Genomic DNA, 19,034 nt, shown 5'->3' with positions numbered 1-19,034 from the left:
TCATGCGCTTGCATGGCCGGGATTTTTATATTAGAATTTTCTAATACTACGGGCCGCCCCCATGGACCTGCTGCGCCGCGCCAAGCGCCACCTCGCCTGGATCCTGATCGCCAAGATCGGGCTGATCGCGTTGCTGTACGTCCTGTTCTTCTCCCCCGCTCATCGCCCGGACGTCGATGCCGACGCCGTGGGCCGCCGCCTTGAATCAACCCCGAGGTAAGTGCCATGCCTGACCTGCACGTCGTCGAGCTTTCGCGACTCCAGTTCGCGATCACCGCGCTGTATCACTTCCTGTTCGTCCCGCTCACCCTGGGCCTGGCGTTGCTGCTGGCCATCATGGAAAGCGTCTACGTGATGACCGGGCGCGTCATCTGGAAACAGATGGTGAAGTTCTGGGGCGTGCTGTTTGGCATCAACTTCGCCATGGGCGTGGCCACTGGCATCACCATGGAGTTCCAGTTCGGCACCAACTGGGCGTATTACTCGCACTACGTGGGCGACATCTTCGGTGCGCCGCTGGCCATCGAAGGCCTGATGGCGTTCTTCCTGGAAAGCACCTTCGTCGGCCTGTTCTTCTTTGGCTGGGAGCGGATGAGCAAGCTCCAGCACATGGTCGTCACCTGGCTCATGGCGCTGGGCGCCAACTTCTCGGCGCTGTGGATCCTGATCGCCAATGGCTGGATGCAGAACCCGGTGGGGGCGACCTTCAACTTCCACACCATGCGCATGGAAGTCACCGATTTCGCCCAGGTGCTGTTCAACCCGGTGGCGCAGTCCAAGTTCGTGCACACGGTCAGTGCCGGCTATGTCACCGGCGCCATGTTCGTGCTGTCGATCAGCGCCTGGTATCTGCTCAAGGGGCGCAACGTGCAGTTCGCACGGCGCTCGCTGACGGTTGCCGCAAGCTTTGGCCTGGCGTCGGCGCTGAGCGTGGTGGTGCTGGGTGACGAGAGCGGCTACACGGTGTCGGAAAACCAGAAGATGAAGCTGGCGGCGATCGAAGCCGAATGGCACACCGCCCCGGCCCCGGCGCCGTTCACCCTGATCGGCCTCCCCGACATGCAGTCCAAAGAAACCAAGGGTGCCATCCAGATTCCCTGGGTGATGGGGCTGATCACCACCCGTTCGCTGGATGAGCAGGTGCCGGGCATCCATGACCTGGTCGAGCAGAACAAGGCTCGCATCCGCAACGGCATCCAGGCCCACGCCGCGCTCAACGCGGTGCGCGCCGACCCCGACAACCCGGCCAAACAGCAGGCATTCCTGGACAAGCAGCAGGATCTGGGCTTTGGCCTGCTCACCATGAAGTACGTGGATGATCCGGCCAAGGCGGACGAGGCGGTCATCGAGCGTGCCGCCTGGGACACCGTCCCCAACGTGCCGGTGCTGTTCTTCTCGTTCCGCATCATGGTGGCGCTGGGCTTCTTCTTCATCGCCCTGTTCGCCTGGGCGTTCTATCTGTCGAGCCAGCGCAAGCTGGACAACCGGCTGTTCCTGCGCATCGCGCTGTGGAGCCTGCCGCTGCCCTGGATCGCCGCCGAGCTGGGTTGGATCGTGGCCGAGTACGGGCGCCAGCCGTGGGCGATCGACGGCGTGCTGCCGACGTTCCTGGCGGTGTCTTCGACCAGCACCGGCCAGGTCACCGGCAGCCTGATCGGGTTCGTCGTGCTGTACACCACGCTGGCCGTGTTCGACGTGTTCCTGATGCGCAAGATGGTCAAGGCCGGCCCGGAAGGGCTCCAGCTGTGGCCGCTGCCAACCGCGCAGCAGGCGCATCAGACCGATGCCGAGATCGCACCGACCGCCAAGGAGGTCTCCCATGTTTGACTATGCAACGCTGCGTGAACTCTGGTGGCTGCTGCTGGGCGTGCTGTTGATCGGCTTTGCCCTGACCGACGGCTACGATCTCGGACTGGGCGCGATCTACCGCTTCATCACCCGTGACGATGTCGAGCGGCGGATGGCGCTGGAGGCGATCGAACCCCACTGGGAAGGCCACCAGGTCTGGTTCATCCTTGGTGGCGGCGCGGTGTTCGCTGCCTGGCCGCTGCTCTACGCCGCTTCGTTCTCCGGGTTCTATTTCGCCATGCTGCTGGTGCTGCTGGCGCTGATCCTGCGCCCGGTTGGCTTCAACTTCCGCAACAAAGTCAGCGATCCCCGCTGGCGCAATGCCTGGGACTGGGCGTTGACGGTTGCGGGTGCGGTGCCCTCGCTGGTGTTCGGTGTGGCCTTCGGCAACCTGTTCCTGGGGGTGCCGTTCCACTTCACCGACACCCTGCTCCCGGTGTATGACGGCAGCTTCTTCGGGCTGTTCCATCCCTTCGCCCTGCTGGCCGGGGTGGTCAGCCTGGCGATGCTGGTGATGCACGGTGCCAGCTTCGGCGCCATGAAGATCGAAGGTGCGGTCGGTGATCGCGCCCGCACGGTCGCCCGCGGCGCCGCAGTGATCACGCTGCTGGCGTTTGTGGCGGCCGGGGTCTGGCTGTCTGCGCTGCCCGGCCATGCCATCGTCGGTCAGGCCGCGATGGATGGCCCCTCCAACCCGCTTGCCAAGCAGGTGACGGTGCAAGCCGGTGCCTGGCTGGCCAACCAGGAGGCGCACCCGCTGCTATGGCTGGTGCCGGGGCTGGCCGCGCTGGGCATGCTGGGCGTGATCGTCCTGCGTAACCGCGTCGCCGGCTTCATCAGCAGTTGTCTGGCTGTGGCCGGGGTCATCCTGACCGCGGGCATTGCCCTGTTCCCGTTCCTGATGCCGTCTTCGGTGCAGCCGGCGCATGGCCTGACGGTCTGGGATGCATCGTCCAGCGCACGGACGCTCGGCATCATGCTGTTTGCCGCCGCGGTGTTCCTGCCGCTGATCCTGGCCTACAGCACCTGGGCGTTCCGGATCATGCGCGGCCAGGTCACCCGCGCCCATGTGGAAGAACAAGCCCGTAATGGAGGAGGTTACTGATGTGGTACTTCGCGTGGATTCTCGGCATCGCCTTTGCTGCCGCCTTCGCCGTCCTCAATGCCATGTGGTATGAGCTGCTGAGCGACCGCGCGCACGGCGTCAAGGCGCCGTTCAAGGCGCCCTGAGGGTGGCGGGCATGACCCGCCTGGTGTCCCTGCTGCTTGGGGCCAGCCTCGCGCTGGCCCTGCTGTTCGTTCCGGCAGCACGCGGGCGCGCACTGACCGCCACCGAGCACGGGCTGATGACCTTGCTGCTGCTGGCCATCTGCGCGCTGTTCGTGCACGGCAGCGGGTTGCGCATGCAGACCCGTGCGCTGCGCTGGCTGTTCTCGCCATGGCTGCTATGGCCGCTGACCGGCCTGCTTGCCGCCGCTTTCTGGCGGCAGGCGGCCGGTTGAACCCTCAAGATCAGCGGTACTGGCGCAGATAGCGCTTCTCGAACGCGGCCTTTGCCCAATGCATCAGCCGAAGCGGCGGCAGGGCGCGATTGCGATCGCCGCGACGGCTGACCAGCAGCCCACGGTCGAGCGTATCGACGATGCAGATCAACTCCGGCGTGAAGGCCTCGTCCACCGGCTCGCCGCGCAGGGCGCGCAGCAGGTTGCGCGCGGCCACCTCGGCCTGAAGGTCGGCTTGATGCGCCTGCTTGGGCAGCCAGTCCGGGCCGGGATAGCTGCCGCCGTCGCCGGCCACAAAGGTGCAGGCAAACCCCGGCACCCGGCACTGGGCATCGGCCTGCACGAAACCACCCGGCGAACGTGGCAGCGGCGTGTCATCCAGCCAGGCCTGCCCGGTGAGGCCAGGCATGAACAGGGTCATCGCGCTGTCCAGGCGATCCTGCTCAAGCTGCACCGCATCGGCCTCGAAACGCACCGGCTTCTGGCCCAGCACTGTGTCGATGCCGCGCTTGCGCATCTCCGCCAGCAGCATGCCCACCGCCTTGTCGCCCAGACGCTGGCCGGGCTTGTCCGACGGGCTGAAGAACACCAGCCGGAAGCGATCACGCCGACGCTGTTTGCGTAGCAGGGTCTCGATGCCGAACAGAAACTCGAACACCGGCCCGCCGCGCATGGCAATGGGTTCGTTGGGGTTGGCACCAAAGCCAAAGCAGAGCGTGCCGCCGTCCAATGCCGCCAGGCGGTCGCGAATGGCTTCACCGGCACTGATCCCGTCGCAAGGAATGATGGCGCGCTCGATCCCCGGCAGCTTCCGCAGAAAGCGCGCCCCGGTAGCGATGATCAGGCCATCGTTGGCAACCTCGCCGGCATCGGTCTGCAGCACGCGGGCATCCGCCGACAGGCCGGTGGCGCTGGCACGATGGAAGTGGATGCGCTGGCGACGCAGGAAATTGCCGAGCGGTACCACCAGGTCCTCGCGCCGGCGCATGCCCGACGGCAACCAGATGCTGCCCGGCAGGTAATGCAGTTCATCGCGCGGCGCCACCAGCGTCAGCTCGGCGTCCGGCGCATGCCGGCGCAACGTGCGCAGCGCGGTCAGGCCGGCAAAGCCGGCGCCGACGACCGTGATCCGTGGCTTCATTCGCCCTCCACTGGGGCAAGCCCCAATGCCTTGCGTACCACCGGCTCCAGATGGGTCAGACCGGCCGCTTTGCCGAGCGCCAGCGCCTGCGCTGCCGGCAGCCCGTCCTGCTGCGCCTGCTCCAGTGCCAGCAAGGCACCGGCGCGGTTGCCGCTGGCGCAATGCACCAGCACACCGGCATGGGACGGCGCCAGCGCCTGATGCAACCTGCGCACATTCTCGTCCGTCAACCCAGCCTCGCCTTTGACGGGGATCTGCACATAGCGCAGGCCCGCCGCCTGAACCTCGGCCGCCTCATCGCGATCGGTGCGCTCACCGGGAGCCCGCAGGTCGATCACGGTGCGCACGCCCAGCGCCTTGAACGCCTGCCAGTCACTGGCCGCAGGCTGTCCGCTGGTGTAAAGCCCGGGCAGCGGTTGCTGCCAGGCAACGCTGGGCACAGGCGCATGGGCGCAACCGGCCAACGCCAGCGCAGCGGCACAGCCCATCCGCATCAGCGCTCGGCGAATGCCCATCTTCATGCGTCGATACCGGCCGCGGTCAGCTCATCAAAGGCGCGCAGTGTTTCGGCGGCATAGATCATCGATGGACCGGCGCCCATGTAGATCGCCATCGACACCGTTTCCAGCACCTCTTCGCGGGTGGCCCCCGCCTTGATGGCGGCCTTGACGTGGAACCCCACGCAGCCGTCACACCGTGCGGCAATGGCGATCGCAATGGCAATGAGCTCCTTGGTCTTGACGTCCAGCGCGCCGGGCTTGAGCGCCTCGCGCGCCAGCTGCGAGAAGCCGCGCATGGGGTCGGGTGCGCCCTGACGCAACTTGGCGATGGCGGCATTGAGATCGTCGATCAACTGCGGAAACGATTGACTCACGGAACATTCCTCACGTGGCTTTAGACAAACTGACGGGCCCAGCGCACGATGTCGTGCATGCCCATCGCCCCAGCCTGGCGGGCGATCTCCCGTCCCTGCTTGAACAGCACCAGGGTGGGAATGCTGCGGATTCCAAACCGGCCGGCAAGCTGCGGCTGCGCTTCGGTATCCAGCTTGGCCAGCCGCATCTGCGGCTCCAGCTGCGCAGCGGCCGCCTCGAACTGGGGCGCCATCATCCGGCACGGCCCGCACCAGGGCGCCCAGAAATCCACCAACACCGGCAAATCGGCGCGCTCCACGTGAGCGTGGAAGCCGGCGGCATCCAGCGCCACCGGATGCGCATCAAACAGCGCCGCACCGCACTTGCCACACTTGGGCGCATCGCCAAGGCGTGCTTGCGGCACCCGGTTGAGGCCGTTGCAGCGTGGGCAGGCAATGATCACCGCAGAGATATCCGTCATGTGAGCCAACTCCTTTGAATCCAGTCGTCACCCAAAAGAACAGGCCGTCGCCTACAAATCCTCATCGGGGCCATAGGGATAGCGTGCATGGCCGTAGCGCACCACCAGCACCGCCACCGCGAGGACCAGGATCGTTCCGGCGCCGGCAAGCAGAGCCATCGGTGCGGCCAGCGAAGTATCGGTCATCATGTGCCGCGCCACGCCCACCATGGCAATGTACAGCGGCATCCGCACCGGCATCTTGCCTTTGCGCCAGTACATTCCGACCAGCGCCACCATCTCCAGGTACATGAACAGGAGCAGCAGGTCGGCGATATCCACCTTCCCTTTGCCCAGCATGTGCAGGATCTCCGCCACCATCGCAACGACCGTGGCCGCCAGGATCACCATCAACCCGACCCGCTCGATCGCGCGGATGCCCCGACCAACGGAATGAATCGGTCGCTCCAGCAGCGGCGATCCAGACGTGCTCATCGGCTTCTCCTGCACAGGCGCGAATCGTCAGCGCGCTTGCGCTGTCCCAGGCACGTGGCGCACGCCATCGGCATCAACGATACGCACGTCCACCTGCATGCCCTCGCGCACGCTCTGGGTGACGATGCAGAACTCCTCGAACTGCGCCAACACCCGGTCGAAATGCTCCAACGACGCGGCCGGATCCGCCAGCTGGATCTCGACCTCGGCGCGCGGCAGGCGCCAGCGCCCTTGTGCGTTGCGTTCGCGGCGGGCGGTGATGCGGGTGCGGATCGGGCCCGGATTGTTTTTGAACTTGCGCAGCGCAAACACCAGGCTGGCCGACAGGCAGTTGGCCACACCTGCCAGCAGCAGGTGGGCCGGGCTTGGCCCTGCGCTGGCCCCCAGCGGGGCCGGCTCGTCGGTGTGCAGCGCGCCCAGCCCGGTGCCTTCGAAGCTGATCCGGAACGCGTAGGGGCCCTCCTGCTCCAGCAGAAGGTGGATGCCGCCGTCTTCGCTCATGTGTCTCCTCCCGTCATCGGCTTACGCGGCCTTGGCGGCGTCCAGCGTACGCCGCCGCAGCACGTAATAAAGCAAGGGAATCACCACCAGCGTCAGCAGCGTGCTGACGAAGATGCCGAAGATCAGCGAAATCGCCAGGCCGTTGAAGATCGGATCATCCAGGATGAAGAATGCACCCAGCATGGCCGCCACGCCGGTCAGGACGATGGGCTTGGCACGCACCGCACAGGCATCGATCACCGCATCCACCAGCGGCACGCCGCGCTCGGTCTCCTGGTTGATGAAGTCCACCAGCAGGATCGAGTTGCGGACGATGATGCCGGCCAGCGCGATCATGCCGATCATGCTGGTGGCGGTGAACTGCTTGCCCAGCAGGGCATGGCCGGGCATCACGCCGATCACGGTCAGCGGAATCGGCGCCATGATCACCAGCGGCACCAGGTAGCTGCGGAACTGCGCGACCACCAGCAGGTAGATCAGCACCATGCCGGCGGCATAGGCAATCCCCATGTCGCGGAAGGTTTCATAGGTGATCTGCCACTCGCCGTCCCACTTCACCGCATAGCCGCTGGTATCGGCCGGCTGGGTGATGAACGTCTGCGCCAGCGTCTGGTTGGCCACCTTGTGGTCGTCCAGCTGCCCGACGATGCCGAACATGCCGTACAGCGGGCTGTCCAGCTTGCCGGCTTCGTCTGCGGTCACGTAAACCACAGGCAGGCCGTCCTTGTGGTGGATGGCGCCGTCCCACGTGGCCTTCTCCACGCGCACCAGCTCGGTCAGCGGTACCAGCTGGCCCTGCGCGCCGCGCACTTTCAGCGCCAGCAGCGAAGCCAGCGATGCCTGGTCCTGCGCCGGCAGGCGCAGGCGCACCGGGCGCGGGTACTTGGATGCGCCGTCGTGCACGTAGGTGGCATCCAGGCCGGACACACCCATGGCGATGGCATCGGCGATGGCCGACTGCGGCACGCCAAGGCGCGCAGCGCGCTCACGATCCACCACGATCTGCTCGCGCGGCGCGGCGCTTTCCACGCTGGTGTCGACGTCGACAATGCCCTCGGTGGTGCCGAAGCGCTCCTTCGCAAGCGCCAGCGCGACCTTGCGCTGGCCGGCATAGTCCGGTCCGTACACCTCGGCCACCAGCGGCGATAGCACCGGCGGCCCTGGTGGCACTTCCACCACCTTCACCGAGGCGCCGTATTTCTGACCAATCTTGGCCAGCATCGGGCGCATCGCCAGGGCAATCTCATGGCTCTGCCGCTTGCGGTGGTGCTTGTCCACCAGGTTGACCTGGAGGTCGCCGACGTTGTTGCCTCTGCGCAGGAAATACTGGCGCACCAATCCATTGAAATTGATCGGCGCAGCGGTGCCGGCATAGGCCTGGTAATCCAGCACCTCCGGCACGGTATCGAGCTTGGCGGCCAGTTCGGCCAGCAGCGCATTGGTCTGCTCCAGCGTGCTGCCCTCCGGCATGTCCACCACCACCTGCACCTCGGACTTGTTGTCCAGCGGCAGCATCTTCAGCACCACCAGCTTGAACACCGCCAGCGACGCGGCCAGCACCACCAGGCCCACCATCGAGGCGAACAGCAGGGTGCGCTTGCGGCCGGCGCCATCGCCGCGCAGGAACGGTGACATCACCCGCTCGAACAGCCGGTGCAGCCACCCGGCCTGCTTCTCCTCGTGGACATGCCCTTCCTCTGCCGCATGCCCGTGACGGGCCAACAGCTTGAGCGACAGCCACGGGGTGACGATCAGCGCGATGGCCAGCGACAGCAGCATGCCCACCGAGGCGTTGATCGGGATCGGCCGCATGTAGGGCCCCATCAGCCCGGACACGAAGGCCATGGGCATCAATGCGGCAATCACGGTGAAGGTGGCCAGGATGGTGGGGCCACCCACTTCGTCCACTGCCGGTGGAATGGCCTCGCGCAAGGTCTTGCCGTCGCGCGTCATGTGCCGGTGGATGTTCTCCACCACCACGATGGCGTCGTCGACGAGGATGCCGATCGAAAAGATCAGGGCGAACAGGGACACGCGGTTGAGGGTGAACCCCATCATCCGCGAGGCGAACAGCGTCACCGCAAGGGTCAGGATGACTGCGGTGCCCACCACGATGGCTTCGCGCCAGCCCAGTGCGAACAGCACCAGCAGCACCACGCTGCCCGTGGCAAACACCAGCTTCTGGATCAGCTTCTGCGCTTTGTCGGACGCGGTGGCACCGTAATCACGGGTGATGGTGACCTGCACATCGTCCGGGATCAGCTCGCCGCGCAGCTGCTGGATGCGCTGGGCCACCGCGCGGGTGATGTCGGAGGCATTGCTGCCGGGTTTCTTGGCGATGGCAATGGTCACGGCCGGCGCCACCCCGGCCTGCGGCCCCTTGCGCCCGGCCGGGGCGCCGTGCCAGACATAGCGCGAGGCAAGATCGCCGCGCGGCTCGATCGTGGCCACGTCCGACAGCAGGATCGGTTTGCCGTCGCGGCTGCCGATCACCAGGTTGGCCACATCATCGGCGTTGGCCAGATAGGCACCGGCGGTGACCGGCATCGCCCCCTTGGCAGCATCCACCCGCTCACCGGCCTGGTGCACCAGGTTGGCGGCTTGCAATGCCTGCGCCAGATCGTTGACGCCCATGCCGTAAGCGGCAAGTTTGGCGGCGTCCAGGGTCACCAGCACGCTCTGGTCGGGCGCGCCGATGGTGTAGATGTCGCGGGTGCCGGGGATGCGCTTGAGCTCGGCTTCCAGCGTGTGCGCGACCTGCGCCAGCCGGGTGGCATCCGTGTGCGGGGCATCGCTCCACAGCGTGAGCGCCATGACCGGCACGTCGTCAATGCCCTTGGGTTTGACGATGGGTTGGCCCACGCCGGCCCGCTGTGGCAGGAAGTCGGCGTTGGAAAACACCTGGTTGTACAGGCGCACCAGTGCCGGCTGGCGCTGCACGCCCACTTCGAATTCCACCGTCAGCACGGCCATACCGGGACGGCTGATCGAGTAGACGTGCTTGACGCCCTCGACCTCGGACAGCTTCTGCTCCAGCGGCGTGGCCACCCACTGCTCGACATCGCGGCTGCTGGCGCCATCGAACGGGACGATGACGTTGGCCATGGTCACGTCGATCTGCGGCTCTTCCTCGCGTGGCGTGATGGCCACCGCGATCAGGCCCAGCAGCAGCCCCATCACCGCCAGGATCGGGGTGAGCGGGTTGTTCTGGAACGCCGCGGCCAAGCGGCCGGAGATCCCCATGCGCGCGCCCTCAGTCACGGCCGGCCCCCGCTGATTTGCGCAGTGCCGCCAACGCCTGCAGTGCCGCCACCGGATCGCGCGCCACCACATCGCCCGGCTCCAGCCCGGAGATCACTTCCACCTGATCGCCGCGCTGAGCACCCAGCCGCAGCTGGCGCAGCAGCAGGCGGCCATCCTGCACCACATAGACCGCGGTCAGCTCACCGCGCCGGGCCACGCTGGCGGAAGGGATGAACACACTGCTGCCGTCCTGGCCTTCAGCATCGGCGGCGAACACGACCTTGGCGGTCGTGCCGGGCGCCGGGTCCGGATCCAGCGTCGGCAGGTTCACCCGCACATTGACACTGTGGCTGAGCGGATCGGCGGCGGGGAACACCACCACGCTTTCGGGCGTGACCCGCCGGCCATCCGCCAGCAGCACAGTTGCCGACGGGTTGCGGCGGATGGCATCACCGCGGCTCTGCGGCACCGCCACCTCGATGCGCAGCGCGCCCGGGGCATACAGGCTCATCAGCGGCATGCCGGGCGCGACGGTTTCCCCGGGTTCCACCCAGCGCCGGCTGATCACGCCGTCATACGGTGCGCGCACCACGGTGTAGGCCGCCTGCTGGCTGGCCTGCGCCACGGCGGCCGCTGCCGCATTGCGTGCGGCCACCGCGGCGTCGCGGGCGGCGCGCGCCTGGTCAAGCTGGGCCTTGGAGACGTACTGCGTATCGGCCAGCGCGGAAAAGCGCCGGTAGTTCTGCTCGGCCTCCACGGCCTGCGCCTCGGCCGCACGCAGCTGTGCGCGCGCCAGATTGGCACCGGCTTCCTGCTCCACATTGCTGATCCGCAGCAACACGTCACCGGCACGCACGGCCTGGTTCACATCCACCCGCACCTCCAGCACGCGGCCCGAGGTCTGCGCCGCCAGATCAGCACGGCGGACCGCTTCCACCACGCCGTCCCAGCCGCGGCCGGGCATGTCGTTCCCGGCCTCGACCTTGAACGTGGCAAACCCAGCCGGAAGCGCGGGCGTGGTGGCCTGCGGCGTCTTCCCGCCGCAGGCGGCAAGCGCCAGTGCCAGTGCCGCCGGCAGCAGCAGTCGCTTACTTGAACGCACAGCCGCCTCCCTGCACACCCAGCTTCTTGAAGATCATCGCCGCCGGGCAGAACCCGGTGAAGCTGGCCTGCAGCATGTTCAGCCCGATGAAGGCGGTGAACAGCAGCCACTTCGGCGAGACGAAGTACACCAGAGCGACGCTGATCAGGATCATCACGCCAGCAAACGCCATCACGGCACGATCGAGGTTCATGGGGGATCTCCTTGCAAATAAAGTCGAATCAAACGGTTGCATTGCGGCTGTCGCGTCTGGCCCAACGCCGGGCATGACACAGGCAGGCACATCAGGACTGTCAGCGCGCCCTCAGGACGGGCGCTTGCCGTCTTTCAGCCGCTCGATCCCGAGCAGGCCGAGGATGTGCTTTTCGTAAATCGGTTCGCTGGTGCCATTGCGCATCTTGTAAAGGAAGTACTTCTCGAAGCCGATCTTGGCCAGGTGCACCCACTTGCCGATCTTGGTCCAGGTGACATTGCGCGGCGGAATCTGCGGCAGCGCCACGAAGGCCGCACCGGTATCACCCATGTCGGCCAGGCACACCGCATTCCAGGTGCCCTCGTAATCGGGGGTCCGGCCTTCCAGTTCGGCCTTGATGTTGCGGACGATGGTGGTGACCATCGACTCGATCATGAAGCCGGTCTTGGGCGCACCGGTCGGCACCGGGGTCGGCTCGACCGGCGGGATCGCCACGCATACGCCCGCCGAGAAAATCTTCGGATACTTCGGGCTGCGCTGATGCTTGTCCACGATCACGAAGCCACGCGGATTGCACAGCCCTTCCACCGCCGCCACGGCATCCACACCCTTGAATGCCGGCAGCAGCATGGAGAACTTGAACGGCAGCACCTGCGGCTCCAGCGGCTGGCCCTTGGCGTCATGCGGCACCACCGTCATCTCGCCATCGCGCACTTCCGCCACCTTGGCGTTTTCGATCCACTTGATGTGGCGCTGGCGCATCTCCGACTCCATCAGCCCCTTGGAGTCGCCCACCCCGCCCAGGCCCATGTGGCCGATATAGGGCTCGCTGGTGACAAAGGTGATCGGCACGCGATCGCGCAGCTTGCGCTTGCGCAGGTCGGCGTCAAGGATCATCACGAACTCGTAGGCCGGGCCAAAGCAGCTGGCGCCCTGCACCGCACCGATCACGATCGGGCCGGGGTTCTGCAGGAACGCCTGATAAGCCTTCCAGGCGTGCTCGGCATGCGGCGTGGTGCAGACCGACTGGGTGAAACCGCCGTCCGGGCCGGTGCCGGGCACTTCGTCGAACGCCAGCTTGGGGCCGGTGCAGATCATCAGGTAGTCATACGGGATGCGCTCGCCGCTGCCGGTGACCACCGCGTCGCCCGCAGCATCGATCTGCTCCACGCCGCTGCCGTCATAGCGAATGCCGTGCTTGCCCACGTGCGCGGCCACCGGCAGGGTGATCTGGTCCGGCGTGCGCCAACCCACCGCCAGCCAGGGGTTGGACGGCGTGAAGCTGAACTGCTCGCCCTTGCCCACCAGCACGATCTCATGCCCCTTGCCCAGCGTCTCGCGCAGCTCGTATGCCGCGCTCATGCCGCCCAGCCCTGCCCCCACCACAACGATCCTGGCCATTGGTATTCCCTCCTGTCGCCGTACCCGGCACTGAACGAACTTCAAATTTAGCGATTGCTAATATAAGTGTCAACTGATATAAAATCAACCCGCCGCCGGCATCCCGACCGTCCCGCAGGCCACAACCGCACAGCCACTTCCCATGAGCAAGCCCCGCAGTCCCATCCCTCCCACGCCCACCATGGATCCGGCCGCCATGCGCGCCCATGCCGCCGACGCGGCGCAGCTGCTGCGGGCACTGGCCAACGACAAGCGCTTGACCCTGCTGTGCCTGCTGGTGGAAGGCGAGCGATCGGTGGGCGAGCTCAATGCGAAGGTGGAACTGAGCCAGTCTGCCCTGTCTCAGCATCTGGCCGTCCTGCGCGCAGACGGGCTGGTGACCACCCGACGGGAAGCGCAGACCATCTATTACTCGCTGGCCGATGGCCCGGCCCACCGGATCCTGGAGGTCCTGCACGAGATCTACTGCGGCATCGCCCCTGCCTGCGCGGCATGAACACGGGTATCCGGATGCCTACCAACGCCGTCATCACGCCGTTCTTCCACGCGCCCAGCAGCACCTGGAGCTACGTGGTGCGTGACCCTGACTCCTTGGCGGCGGCGGTGATCGATGCCGTGCTGGACTTCGACCCCAGCGCCGCCCGGACCTCGACCACCTCGGCGCAGGCGCTGGTGGACCATGTGGCCCGCGAAGGACTGGATGTGCGGTGGCTTCTGGAAACCCACGCCCACGCCGACCACCTCAGCGCCGCGCACTGGCTGAAGTCGACGCATTGGCCGGAGGCCAGGCTGGCCATCGGCAGCGGCATCCGCAGCGTGCAGAAGACGTTCCGCCCGATCTTCAACCTGGGCGAGCACTTCCCCGTCGACGGCTCGCAGTTCGACCATCTCTTCGAGGACAACGAAACCTTCCGCATCGGTGCCCTGCAGGCCCGGGTGATCGCCGTGCCGGGTCATACCAGCGACAGCTGCGCTTATCTCATCGACGATGCCCTGTTCGTGGGCGACTCCCTGTTCATGCCCGATGGCGGCACCGCGCGGTGCGACTTCCCCGGCGGCGATGCGGCCACGCTGTACCGCTCGATCCAACGCCTGTACGCCCTACCCGACACCACCCGCGTGTTCGTTTGCCACGACTATGGCCCGAACGGGCGCGCGGTCGCCTGCGAGACCACGCTGGCGGAGCAGAAGCGCGCCAACATCCACGTGCGCGATGGCGTGTCCGAGGCCGAGTTCGTGGCCATGCGCAAGGCCCGCGATGCCACGCTGGCCATGCCGGCGCTGCTGCTGCCGGCTGTGCAGGTGAACCTGCGCGCCGGCGCGCTGCCGGAACCTGAGAGCAACGGCGTGCGCTACCTCAAGCTGCCGCTGGACCAGTTCGGCAAGGGCGACTGATCACACGGCGCGCTCGGCGCGCTCGGCGCCATCCGCCCCGTTTCGTCGCTCACCGCGAAAGTAGGAATGGCTGACGCGAGAGCCTTATGCTGCGGCGTAACGCGCCGCGCCTCCCACCCAGCGCGCGACAATGCGGTCGGCAAGCGCCGGTTGTGTCTGCAGCAGGCGATCGGCAAGCGCATGCACGCGTGGCAGCAGATCGGCATCGCGCGCCAGATCGGCCATGCGGAACGCAGCGATGCCGGTCTGACGGGTGCCCAGCAGCTCCCCGGGGCCGCGCAGCTCCAGGTCTTTTTCGGCAATGGCAAACCCGTCGCTGGTCTGGCGCAATGTGTCCAGCCGCTGCCGCGCCAGTGCCGACAGCGGCGACTGGTACAGCAGCACGCAGCTCGACGCCGCGCTGCCGCGCCCCACCCGTCCGCGCAGCTGGTGCAACTGCGCAAGGCCCAGACGCTCGGCGTTCTCGATCACCATCAGCGACGCATTGGGCACGTCCACGCCCACCTCGATCACCGTGGTCGCCACCAGCAGGCCCAGCGCGCCGTCCTTGAACGCACGCATGGTGGCCTGCTTTTCCGCCGCCTTCATCCGCCCGTGGACCAGCCCCACCCGCACGCCGGGCAGCGCCGCCTGCAAGGCCTCGAAGGTGGACTGCGCGGCCTGCGCCTGCACCTCGTCGGAATCATCGATCAGCGTGCAGACCCAATAGGCCTGCCGCCCCTCCGCGCACGCCACCCGGATGCGCTCCACCAGCTCGGGCCGGCGCTCCGCGGACAGCGCAATCGTCGTCACCGGCGTGCGGCCGGGGGGCAGCTCGTCGATGGCGGACACGTCAAGGTCGGCGTAGGCGCTCATCGCCAGCGTGCGGGGGATCGGGGTGGCCGTCATCACCAGCTGGTGCGGCACGCCGGCACGGCCCTTGTCGCGCAGCGCCAGCCGCTGGTGCACGCCGAAGCGGTGCTGCTCGTCGATGATGGCCAGCGCCAGGTCATGGAAGGCCACGCCCTCCTGCATCAGCGCGTGCGTCCCGACGACGACCTGCGCTTCGCCGGACGCCACCTCCGCCAACGCCTGCGTCCGCGCCTTGCCGGTCACCTTGCCGGCCAGCCAGCACAGGCGCACACCAAGCGGCGCAAGCCAGCCGCGCAGGGTGTGGTAGTGCTGCTCGGCCAGCAGCTCGGTCGGCGCCATCAAGGCCACCTGCCGGCCGTCGGCCACCGCCAGCAGCGCGGCCATCGCCGCGACCACGGTCTTGCCGCTGCCCACGTCGCCCTGCACCAGCCGCAGCATCGGCCGCGGCTGGCGCAGGTCGTCGCGCAGTTGGGCATAGACCCGCAACTGCGCCCGGGTCAGCGCGAACGGCAGGGATGCCTTCAGCTTTGCGACCAGCGTCTCGTCACCGCGCAGCGCGCGCGTGCCCTGGGCCTGCAGGGCCAGCCGCTGGCGACGCAGACTGAGCTGGTGCGCCAGCAGCTCTTCCAGCGCCAACCGCCGCTGCGCTGGATGCAGCCCACTTTGCAGGGCAGCAAGATCCGCATCGCGCGGCGGCGCGTGCAGGGTGAGGATCGCTTCGCGCAGCGTCGGCAACCCCAGCTGGTCCAACCACGCCTGCGGCAGCAGCTCCAGCGCCACCTCGTCCGGCAGCCGCTGCAGCGCCTGCAGCACCAGCTTGCGCAAGGTGGCCGGGCCGATGCCTTCGATGGCCGGATACACGGGATCCAGCGCCTCGCCCAGCGCATGGTCACCGGCGCCGAGAATGCGATAGCTGGGATGCACGATCTCCAGCCCATGCTGTCCCGGGCGCGGCGTACCGAACGCACGCACGCGCGCGCCCACCGCGAACTGCGCCACCTGCTGCGCGCGGAAATGGAAAAACCGCAGCACCACGGTGCCACCGTCCTCATCGACCAGGGCGACGCGCAGCATGGGGCGGTAGCGGAAGCCACGCTCGACCGCAGCCACCCGGCCTTCCACCTGCGCGGCAAGGCCGGAGCGCAACAGCCGGATCGGCACCAGCGTGGTGCGGTCTTCGTAGCTGCGCGGCAGATGCAGCCACAGGTCCTGCAGGGTGGCCAGCCCGCGCGCGGCCAGCTTTTCGCACAGCGCAGGCCCGACACCGGACAGGACGGTCAGCGGGGTGTCGGCGCCCGCGATGGCGTGGAGGGGTACGGCCGGCATCGCGACAGGATGCCGGCCCGTGCCGGTTTGCGCCAGCGGATCAGCGCAGGACCATCACGCCGTCCACCTCGAAGGCAGCGCCGCGCGGCAGTGCGGACGCCTGGATGGTGGAACGGGCCGGATAAGGCTGGCTGAAGTACTCTGCCATCACCGCGTTGACGCGGGCGAAATCGGCCAGGTCGGTCAGGTACAGGCCCAGCCGGACCACGTGGTCGAACGAACCACCGGCGGCCTCGCAGACCGCCTTCAGGTTGTCGAACGCTTGCCGCGCCTGCGCCTCGATGTCGCCCTCGACCATCTGGCCGGTGGCCGGCACCAGCGGCGTCTGCCCCGACAGGTACACGGTGTCGCCAGCACGGATCGCCTGGGAATAGGGGCCAATGGCAGCAGGCGCGGCGTCGGTATGGATCGGGGTGCGGGACATGGCGGCTCCGGAGTCGGACGGGAAAGCAGGCTGCGATTGTAACGTGCACCCCGCAGGCGCCAGCCGGCTCAGCAGCGCTGCACGTCCTGCACCACCTGCAGCCGGCGCACGCCGCGGATGACTTCGGCCAGGTGGCGCGCGTCGGCCACATCGATGCCGAAGCGCAGCACGGCGATGTTGCTGTCGCGCTCCAGATATTCCACGCGGTCGATGTTGGAATCCGCATTGGCGATGGCAGCCGCGACCTGCGCCAGCACCCCAGGGCGGTTCTCCACCTCGACGCGGATCGCCGAGCTGAAATGGCCCGACACCTCGCGATCCCAGCCGATTGCCACCCAGCGCTCGGGCGATTTGCGGTACTCGGCCAGGTTCGGGCATTCCATCCGGTGCACCACGATGCCTTTGCCGGCGCTGTGGTAACCCATGATCTCGTCGCGCGGAATCGGCAGGCAGCACTGCGCGAAGCTGATCACCCCGCGCTCGTTGCCGGTGATGAGGATGCGTTCCTGCGGCGCCAGGACCTCGCCAGCAGCCTGCTCCGCCTCGCCATGCGCCAGCGCCAGCGCGACCTGCGAGGGCATGCGGTTGCCCAGCGCAATGTCCGCCAGCATGGCCTCCAGCCGCGAGTAGCGGTTCTCCGCGAGGTAGGCATCCAGCCGCGCCACCGGGATGCGGTCCAACGCAGTGCCTTGGGCGCCCAGCGCACGATCCAGCATGTAGTGGCCCAGCTGCACGGCGTCCTCGTGCTCGAGCTGCTTGAGCTGCTGGCGGATTGCGGTGCGCGCCTTGCTGGTGGCCACGAACTCCAGCCACTGTGGGGTCGGCACCGCCGACTTGGCGGTGATGATCTCCACGGTCTGTCCGCTGGCCAGCTTGGTGCGCAACGGCGCCAGCCGCTTGTCCACACGCGCGGTGACCGCACGGTTTCCGACGTCGGTGTGCACGGCGTAGGCGAAATCCAGCGCGGTTGAATTGCGCGGCAGCGCCAGGATGTCGCCCTTGGGCGTGAACAGGTAGACCTCGTCCGGGAACAGGTCGACCTTGACGTTCTCCAGGAACTCCAGCGACGAACCGGTCCCGCGCTGGCTTTCCACCAGATTGGCGATCCAGGCCGCCGCCCGGCTCTGCGCGCTGTTGCCGGCGCCCTCCAGACCGATCTTGTACGCCCAATGCGCGGCAACGCCACGCTCGGCGATGAGGTCCATCTCGCCCGTGCGGATCTGCACCTCGATGGGCGAGCCGTAGGGACCGAACAGCACCGTATGCAAGGACTGGTAGCCGTTGGCCTTGGGAATGGCGATGAAATCGCGGAAGCGCCCGTCCAACGGCTTGTAGACGCCATGCACCACACCCAGCGCGTGGTAGCAATCCGGCACGGTGTCCACCACCACGCGGAAACCGAACACATCCATCACCTGGTCGAAGCTGCGTCGCTCCGCACGCATTTTGGTGTAGACGCTCCATGGCGTCTTGACCCGGCCGATCAGCCGATGGTTCAGTTTCTCCAGCGCCAGACGCTGCGCCAGCCGCGCCTCGATCTGCCCCAGCGCCTCGCGCCGCACCAGCGGCTGGCTGCGGATGCGCTTGGCGATCACCGCATGCCGCCACGGATGCAACGCCTTGAAGCCCAGATCCTGGAGTTCGGCCTTTATCAGGTTCATGCCCAGGCGCTGGGCAATCGGCGCGTAGATGTCCAACGTCTCGATGGCGATACGCCGGCGCGCCTCCGCCGACTGCGCGCCCAGCGTGCGCATGTTGTGCAGGCGGTCGGCCAGCTTGATCAGGATCACCCGCAGATCGCGGGACATCGCCAGCAGCATCTTGCGGAAGCTTTCCGCGGCCGCTTCCTGGCGGTCGGCGAAACGCACCTTGTCCAGCTTGGTCACGCCGTCGACCAGCTCGGCCACGGTCTCGCCGAACTGCGCGGCAACGTCGGCCCGGCTCAGCGGGGTGTCCTCGATGGTGTCGTGCAGGATCGCTGCGACCAGCGTCTCCACGTCCAGCCCCAGCTCGGCCAGCACCTGCGCCACCGCCACCGGATGGGTGATGTAGGGCTCGCCCGACTTGCGGGTCTGCCCGGCATGTGCCGCCGCGCCCACCGCCCAGGCCCGGCGCAGTTGGGCGCGCTGGGCATCGTCGAGGTAGTAGGCGGCCCGCTCCAGCGCCTGCACGTAGTCCGGCACCGCCGCCGCGTCGGGCGCGGTGTCGGGCAGGGCTAGCGCGGGATCGCCGGGCGTCATGCGTCGAGCCTAACCCTGCCGCGCCACGCCCGCAAACGGAACCCCACAACGCAGAAG

At 67.4% G+C, this 19,034-nt stretch carries 20 protein-coding genes; 7 read left to right on the top strand and 13 right to left on the bottom strand.

Annotated features, from left to right (window positions below; translation table 11 throughout):
- Positions 1–61 precede the first annotated feature (61 nt).
- Genes cydP through ACK4SG_RS11790 form a run of 5 tightly spaced genes read left to right on the top strand, consistent with a single transcriptional unit; the run spans position 62 to position 3,350 of the window.
- Positions 62–220, top strand: a complete 159-nt coding sequence (gene cydP, locus ACK4SG_RS11810; RefSeq protein WP_409601976.1) for a cytochrome oxidase putative small subunit CydP — start codon at positions 62–64, stop codon at positions 218–220.
- Between the two features lie 5 nt (positions 221–225).
- Positions 226–1,827 carry a cytochrome ubiquinol oxidase subunit I gene (locus ACK4SG_RS11805; RefSeq protein ID WP_409601974.1) on the top strand — a complete coding sequence of 534 codons (1,602 nt, stop codon included), beginning with the start codon at positions 226–228 and terminating at the stop codon, positions 1,825–1,827.
- Positions 1,820–2,953, top strand: a complete 1,134-nt coding sequence (gene cydB, locus ACK4SG_RS11800; protein ID WP_409601972.1) for a cytochrome d ubiquinol oxidase subunit II — start codon at positions 1,820–1,822, stop codon at positions 2,951–2,953. Before ACK4SG_RS11805 ends, cydB begins: the two co-directional genes overlap by 8 nt.
- Positions 2,953–3,078 (top strand): cytochrome bd-I oxidase subunit CydX, encoded by a 126-nt coding sequence (cydX, locus tag ACK4SG_RS11795; RefSeq protein WP_409601970.1) that lies wholly within the window; start codon positions 2,953–2,955, stop codon positions 3,076–3,078. The genes cydB and cydX overlap by 1 nt, the downstream gene beginning before the upstream one ends.
- 11 nt (positions 3,079–3,089) lie before the next feature.
- Positions 3,090–3,350 (top strand): cyd operon YbgE family protein, encoded by a 261-nt coding sequence (locus tag ACK4SG_RS11790; protein WP_409601968.1) that lies wholly within the window; start codon positions 3,090–3,092, stop codon positions 3,348–3,350.
- A 10-nt stretch (positions 3,351–3,360) separates the two neighbouring features.
- Here the strand turns inward: ACK4SG_RS11790 and ACK4SG_RS11785 are convergent, their stop codons facing one another.
- The 10 genes from ACK4SG_RS11785 to ACK4SG_RS11740 form a co-directional block, all read right to left on the bottom strand.
- The gene (locus tag ACK4SG_RS11785; RefSeq protein WP_409601966.1) at positions 3,361–4,491 is read right to left on the bottom strand and encodes an NAD(P)/FAD-dependent oxidoreductase; all 1,131 of its coding nucleotides are present in this window, start codon (positions 4,489–4,491) and stop codon (positions 3,361–3,363) included.
- The gene (locus ACK4SG_RS11780) at positions 4,488–5,012 is read right to left on the bottom strand and encodes a beta-lactamase hydrolase domain-containing protein (RefSeq protein ID WP_409601964.1); all 525 of its coding nucleotides are present in this window, start codon (positions 5,010–5,012) and stop codon (positions 4,488–4,490) included. Before ACK4SG_RS11780 ends, ACK4SG_RS11785 begins: the two co-directional genes overlap by 4 nt.
- Complete coding sequence (locus tag ACK4SG_RS11775; protein ID WP_072756583.1) at positions 5,009–5,365, bottom strand: carboxymuconolactone decarboxylase family protein; 357 nt, start codon at positions 5,363–5,365, stop codon at positions 5,009–5,011. Before ACK4SG_RS11775 ends, ACK4SG_RS11780 begins: the two co-directional genes overlap by 4 nt.
- A gap of 20 nt (positions 5,366–5,385) precedes the next feature.
- Positions 5,386–5,826, bottom strand: coding sequence for a thioredoxin TrxC (trxC, locus tag ACK4SG_RS11770; RefSeq protein ID WP_072756582.1), 441 nt, complete (start codon positions 5,824–5,826; stop codon positions 5,386–5,388).
- A 51-nt stretch (positions 5,827–5,877) separates the two neighbouring features.
- Positions 5,878–6,300: a phosphate-starvation-inducible protein PsiE gene (locus tag ACK4SG_RS11765; RefSeq protein ID WP_072756581.1), complete on the bottom strand. Its 423-nt coding sequence runs from the start codon at positions 6,298–6,300 to the stop codon at positions 5,878–5,880.
- Positions 6,301–6,327: 27 nt separating this feature from the next.
- Positions 6,328–6,801 (bottom strand): OsmC family protein, encoded by a 474-nt coding sequence (locus ACK4SG_RS11760; protein WP_409601960.1) that lies wholly within the window; start codon positions 6,799–6,801, stop codon positions 6,328–6,330.
- Positions 6,802–6,822: 21 nt separating this feature from the next.
- Complete coding sequence (locus tag ACK4SG_RS11755) at positions 6,823–10,044, bottom strand: efflux RND transporter permease subunit (protein WP_409601958.1); 3,222 nt, start codon at positions 10,042–10,044, stop codon at positions 6,823–6,825.
- A gap of 10 nt (positions 10,045–10,054) precedes the next feature.
- Entirely contained in the window at positions 10,055–11,146 is a 1,092-nt protein-coding gene (locus ACK4SG_RS11750; protein WP_409601956.1) for an efflux RND transporter periplasmic adaptor subunit, read from the bottom strand.
- Positions 11,133–11,339, bottom strand: coding sequence for a DUF2892 domain-containing protein (locus ACK4SG_RS11745; RefSeq protein ID WP_072755991.1), 207 nt, complete (start codon positions 11,337–11,339; stop codon positions 11,133–11,135). Before ACK4SG_RS11745 ends, ACK4SG_RS11750 begins: the two co-directional genes overlap by 14 nt.
- Before the next feature lie 111 nt (positions 11,340–11,450).
- Positions 11,451–12,740 (bottom strand): NAD(P)/FAD-dependent oxidoreductase, encoded by a 1,290-nt coding sequence (locus tag ACK4SG_RS11740; RefSeq protein ID WP_409601954.1) that lies wholly within the window; start codon positions 12,738–12,740, stop codon positions 11,451–11,453.
- Positions 12,741–12,882: 142 nt separating this feature from the next.
- On the opposite strand from ACK4SG_RS11740, the gene ACK4SG_RS11735 reads away from it, so the two are divergent.
- A complete protein-coding gene (locus tag ACK4SG_RS11735; protein ID WP_409601952.1) occupies positions 12,883–13,236 on the top strand; it encodes an ArsR/SmtB family transcription factor in 354 nt (117 codons plus the stop codon).
- Between the two features lie 14 nt (positions 13,237–13,250).
- Positions 13,251–14,135: an MBL fold metallo-hydrolase gene (locus ACK4SG_RS11730; RefSeq protein WP_409601950.1), complete on the top strand. Its 885-nt coding sequence runs from the start codon at positions 13,251–13,253 to the stop codon at positions 14,133–14,135.
- Between the two features lie 84 nt (positions 14,136–14,219).
- On the opposite strand, the gene recG is transcribed toward ACK4SG_RS11730, so the two are convergent.
- The 3 genes from recG to ACK4SG_RS11715 form a co-directional block, all read right to left on the bottom strand.
- Positions 14,220–16,313: an ATP-dependent DNA helicase RecG gene (gene recG / locus ACK4SG_RS11725; RefSeq protein WP_409601948.1), complete on the bottom strand. Its 2,094-nt coding sequence runs from the start codon at positions 16,311–16,313 to the stop codon at positions 14,220–14,222.
- Positions 16,314–16,353: 40 nt separating this feature from the next.
- Positions 16,354–16,737 carry a RidA family protein gene (locus ACK4SG_RS11720; protein WP_409601946.1) on the bottom strand — a complete coding sequence of 128 codons (384 nt, stop codon included), beginning with the start codon at positions 16,735–16,737 and terminating at the stop codon, positions 16,354–16,356.
- A gap of 68 nt (positions 16,738–16,805) precedes the next feature.
- Positions 16,806–18,977 (bottom strand): RelA/SpoT family protein, encoded by a 2,172-nt coding sequence (locus tag ACK4SG_RS11715; RefSeq protein ID WP_409601944.1) that lies wholly within the window; start codon positions 18,975–18,977, stop codon positions 16,806–16,808.
- Positions 18,978–19,034 lie beyond the last annotated feature (57 nt).

The organism is Thermomonas sp., from assembly GCF_046293095.1.
In the GTDB taxonomy this organism is placed as follows: Bacteria; Pseudomonadota; Gammaproteobacteria; order Xanthomonadales; family Xanthomonadaceae; genus Thermomonas.
Note: the sequence above shows the minus strand (reverse complement) of the source record. Positions and strands in the feature narration are given on the sequence as shown.

Excerpts from the sequence above, each read along its gene's own strand:
- ACK4SG_RS11780 (WP_409601964.1), bottom strand. The coding sequence starts at position 5,012 with ATGAAGATGGGCATTCGCCGAGCGCTGATGCGGATGGGCTGTGCCGCT.
- ACK4SG_RS11745 (WP_072755991.1), bottom strand. The coding sequence starts at position 11,339 with ATGAACCTCGATCGTGCCGTGATGGCGTTTGCTGGCGTGATGATCCTG.
- ACK4SG_RS11765 (WP_072756581.1), bottom strand. The coding sequence starts at position 6,300 with ATGAGCACGTCTGGATCGCCGCTGCTGGAGCGACCGATTCATTCCGTT.
- ACK4SG_RS11805 (WP_409601974.1), top strand. The coding sequence starts at position 226 with ATGCCTGACCTGCACGTCGTCGAGCTTTCGCGACTCCAGTTCGCGATC.
- ACK4SG_RS11730 (WP_409601950.1), top strand. The coding sequence starts at position 13,251 with ATGCCTACCAACGCCGTCATCACGCCGTTCTTCCACGCGCCCAGCAGC.
- ACK4SG_RS11790 (WP_409601968.1), top strand. The coding sequence starts at position 3,090 with ATGACCCGCCTGGTGTCCCTGCTGCTTGGGGCCAGCCTCGCGCTGGCC.
- recG (WP_409601948.1), bottom strand. The coding sequence starts at position 16,313 with ATGCCGGCCGTACCCCTCCACGCCATCGCGGGCGCCGACACCCCGCTG.
- ACK4SG_RS11720 (WP_409601946.1), bottom strand. The coding sequence starts at position 16,737 with ATGTCCCGCACCCCGATCCATACCGACGCCGCGCCTGCTGCCATTGGC.
- ACK4SG_RS11735 (WP_409601952.1), top strand. The coding sequence starts at position 12,883 with ATGAGCAAGCCCCGCAGTCCCATCCCTCCCACGCCCACCATGGATCCG.
- ACK4SG_RS11715 (WP_409601944.1), bottom strand. The coding sequence starts at position 18,977 with ATGACGCCCGGCGATCCCGCGCTAGCCCTGCCCGACACCGCGCCCGAC.
- ACK4SG_RS11740 (WP_409601954.1), bottom strand. The coding sequence starts at position 12,740 with ATGGCCAGGATCGTTGTGGTGGGGGCAGGGCTGGGCGGCATGAGCGCG.
- ACK4SG_RS11785 (WP_409601966.1), bottom strand. The coding sequence starts at position 4,491 with ATGAAGCCACGGATCACGGTCGTCGGCGCCGGCTTTGCCGGCCTGACC.
- ACK4SG_RS11760 (WP_409601960.1), bottom strand. The coding sequence starts at position 6,801 with ATGAGCGAAGACGGCGGCATCCACCTTCTGCTGGAGCAGGAGGGCCCC.
- cydX (WP_409601970.1), top strand. The coding sequence starts at position 2,953 with ATGTGGTACTTCGCGTGGATTCTCGGCATCGCCTTTGCTGCCGCCTTC.
- ACK4SG_RS11755 (WP_409601958.1), bottom strand. The coding sequence starts at position 10,044 with ATGGGGATCTCCGGCCGCTTGGCCGCGGCGTTCCAGAACAACCCGCTC.
- trxC (WP_072756582.1), bottom strand. The coding sequence starts at position 5,826 with ATGACGGATATCTCTGCGGTGATCATTGCCTGCCCACGCTGCAACGGC.
- cydB (WP_409601972.1), top strand. The coding sequence starts at position 1,820 with ATGTTTGACTATGCAACGCTGCGTGAACTCTGGTGGCTGCTGCTGGGC.
- cydP (WP_409601976.1), top strand. The coding sequence starts at position 62 with ATGGACCTGCTGCGCCGCGCCAAGCGCCACCTCGCCTGGATCCTGATC.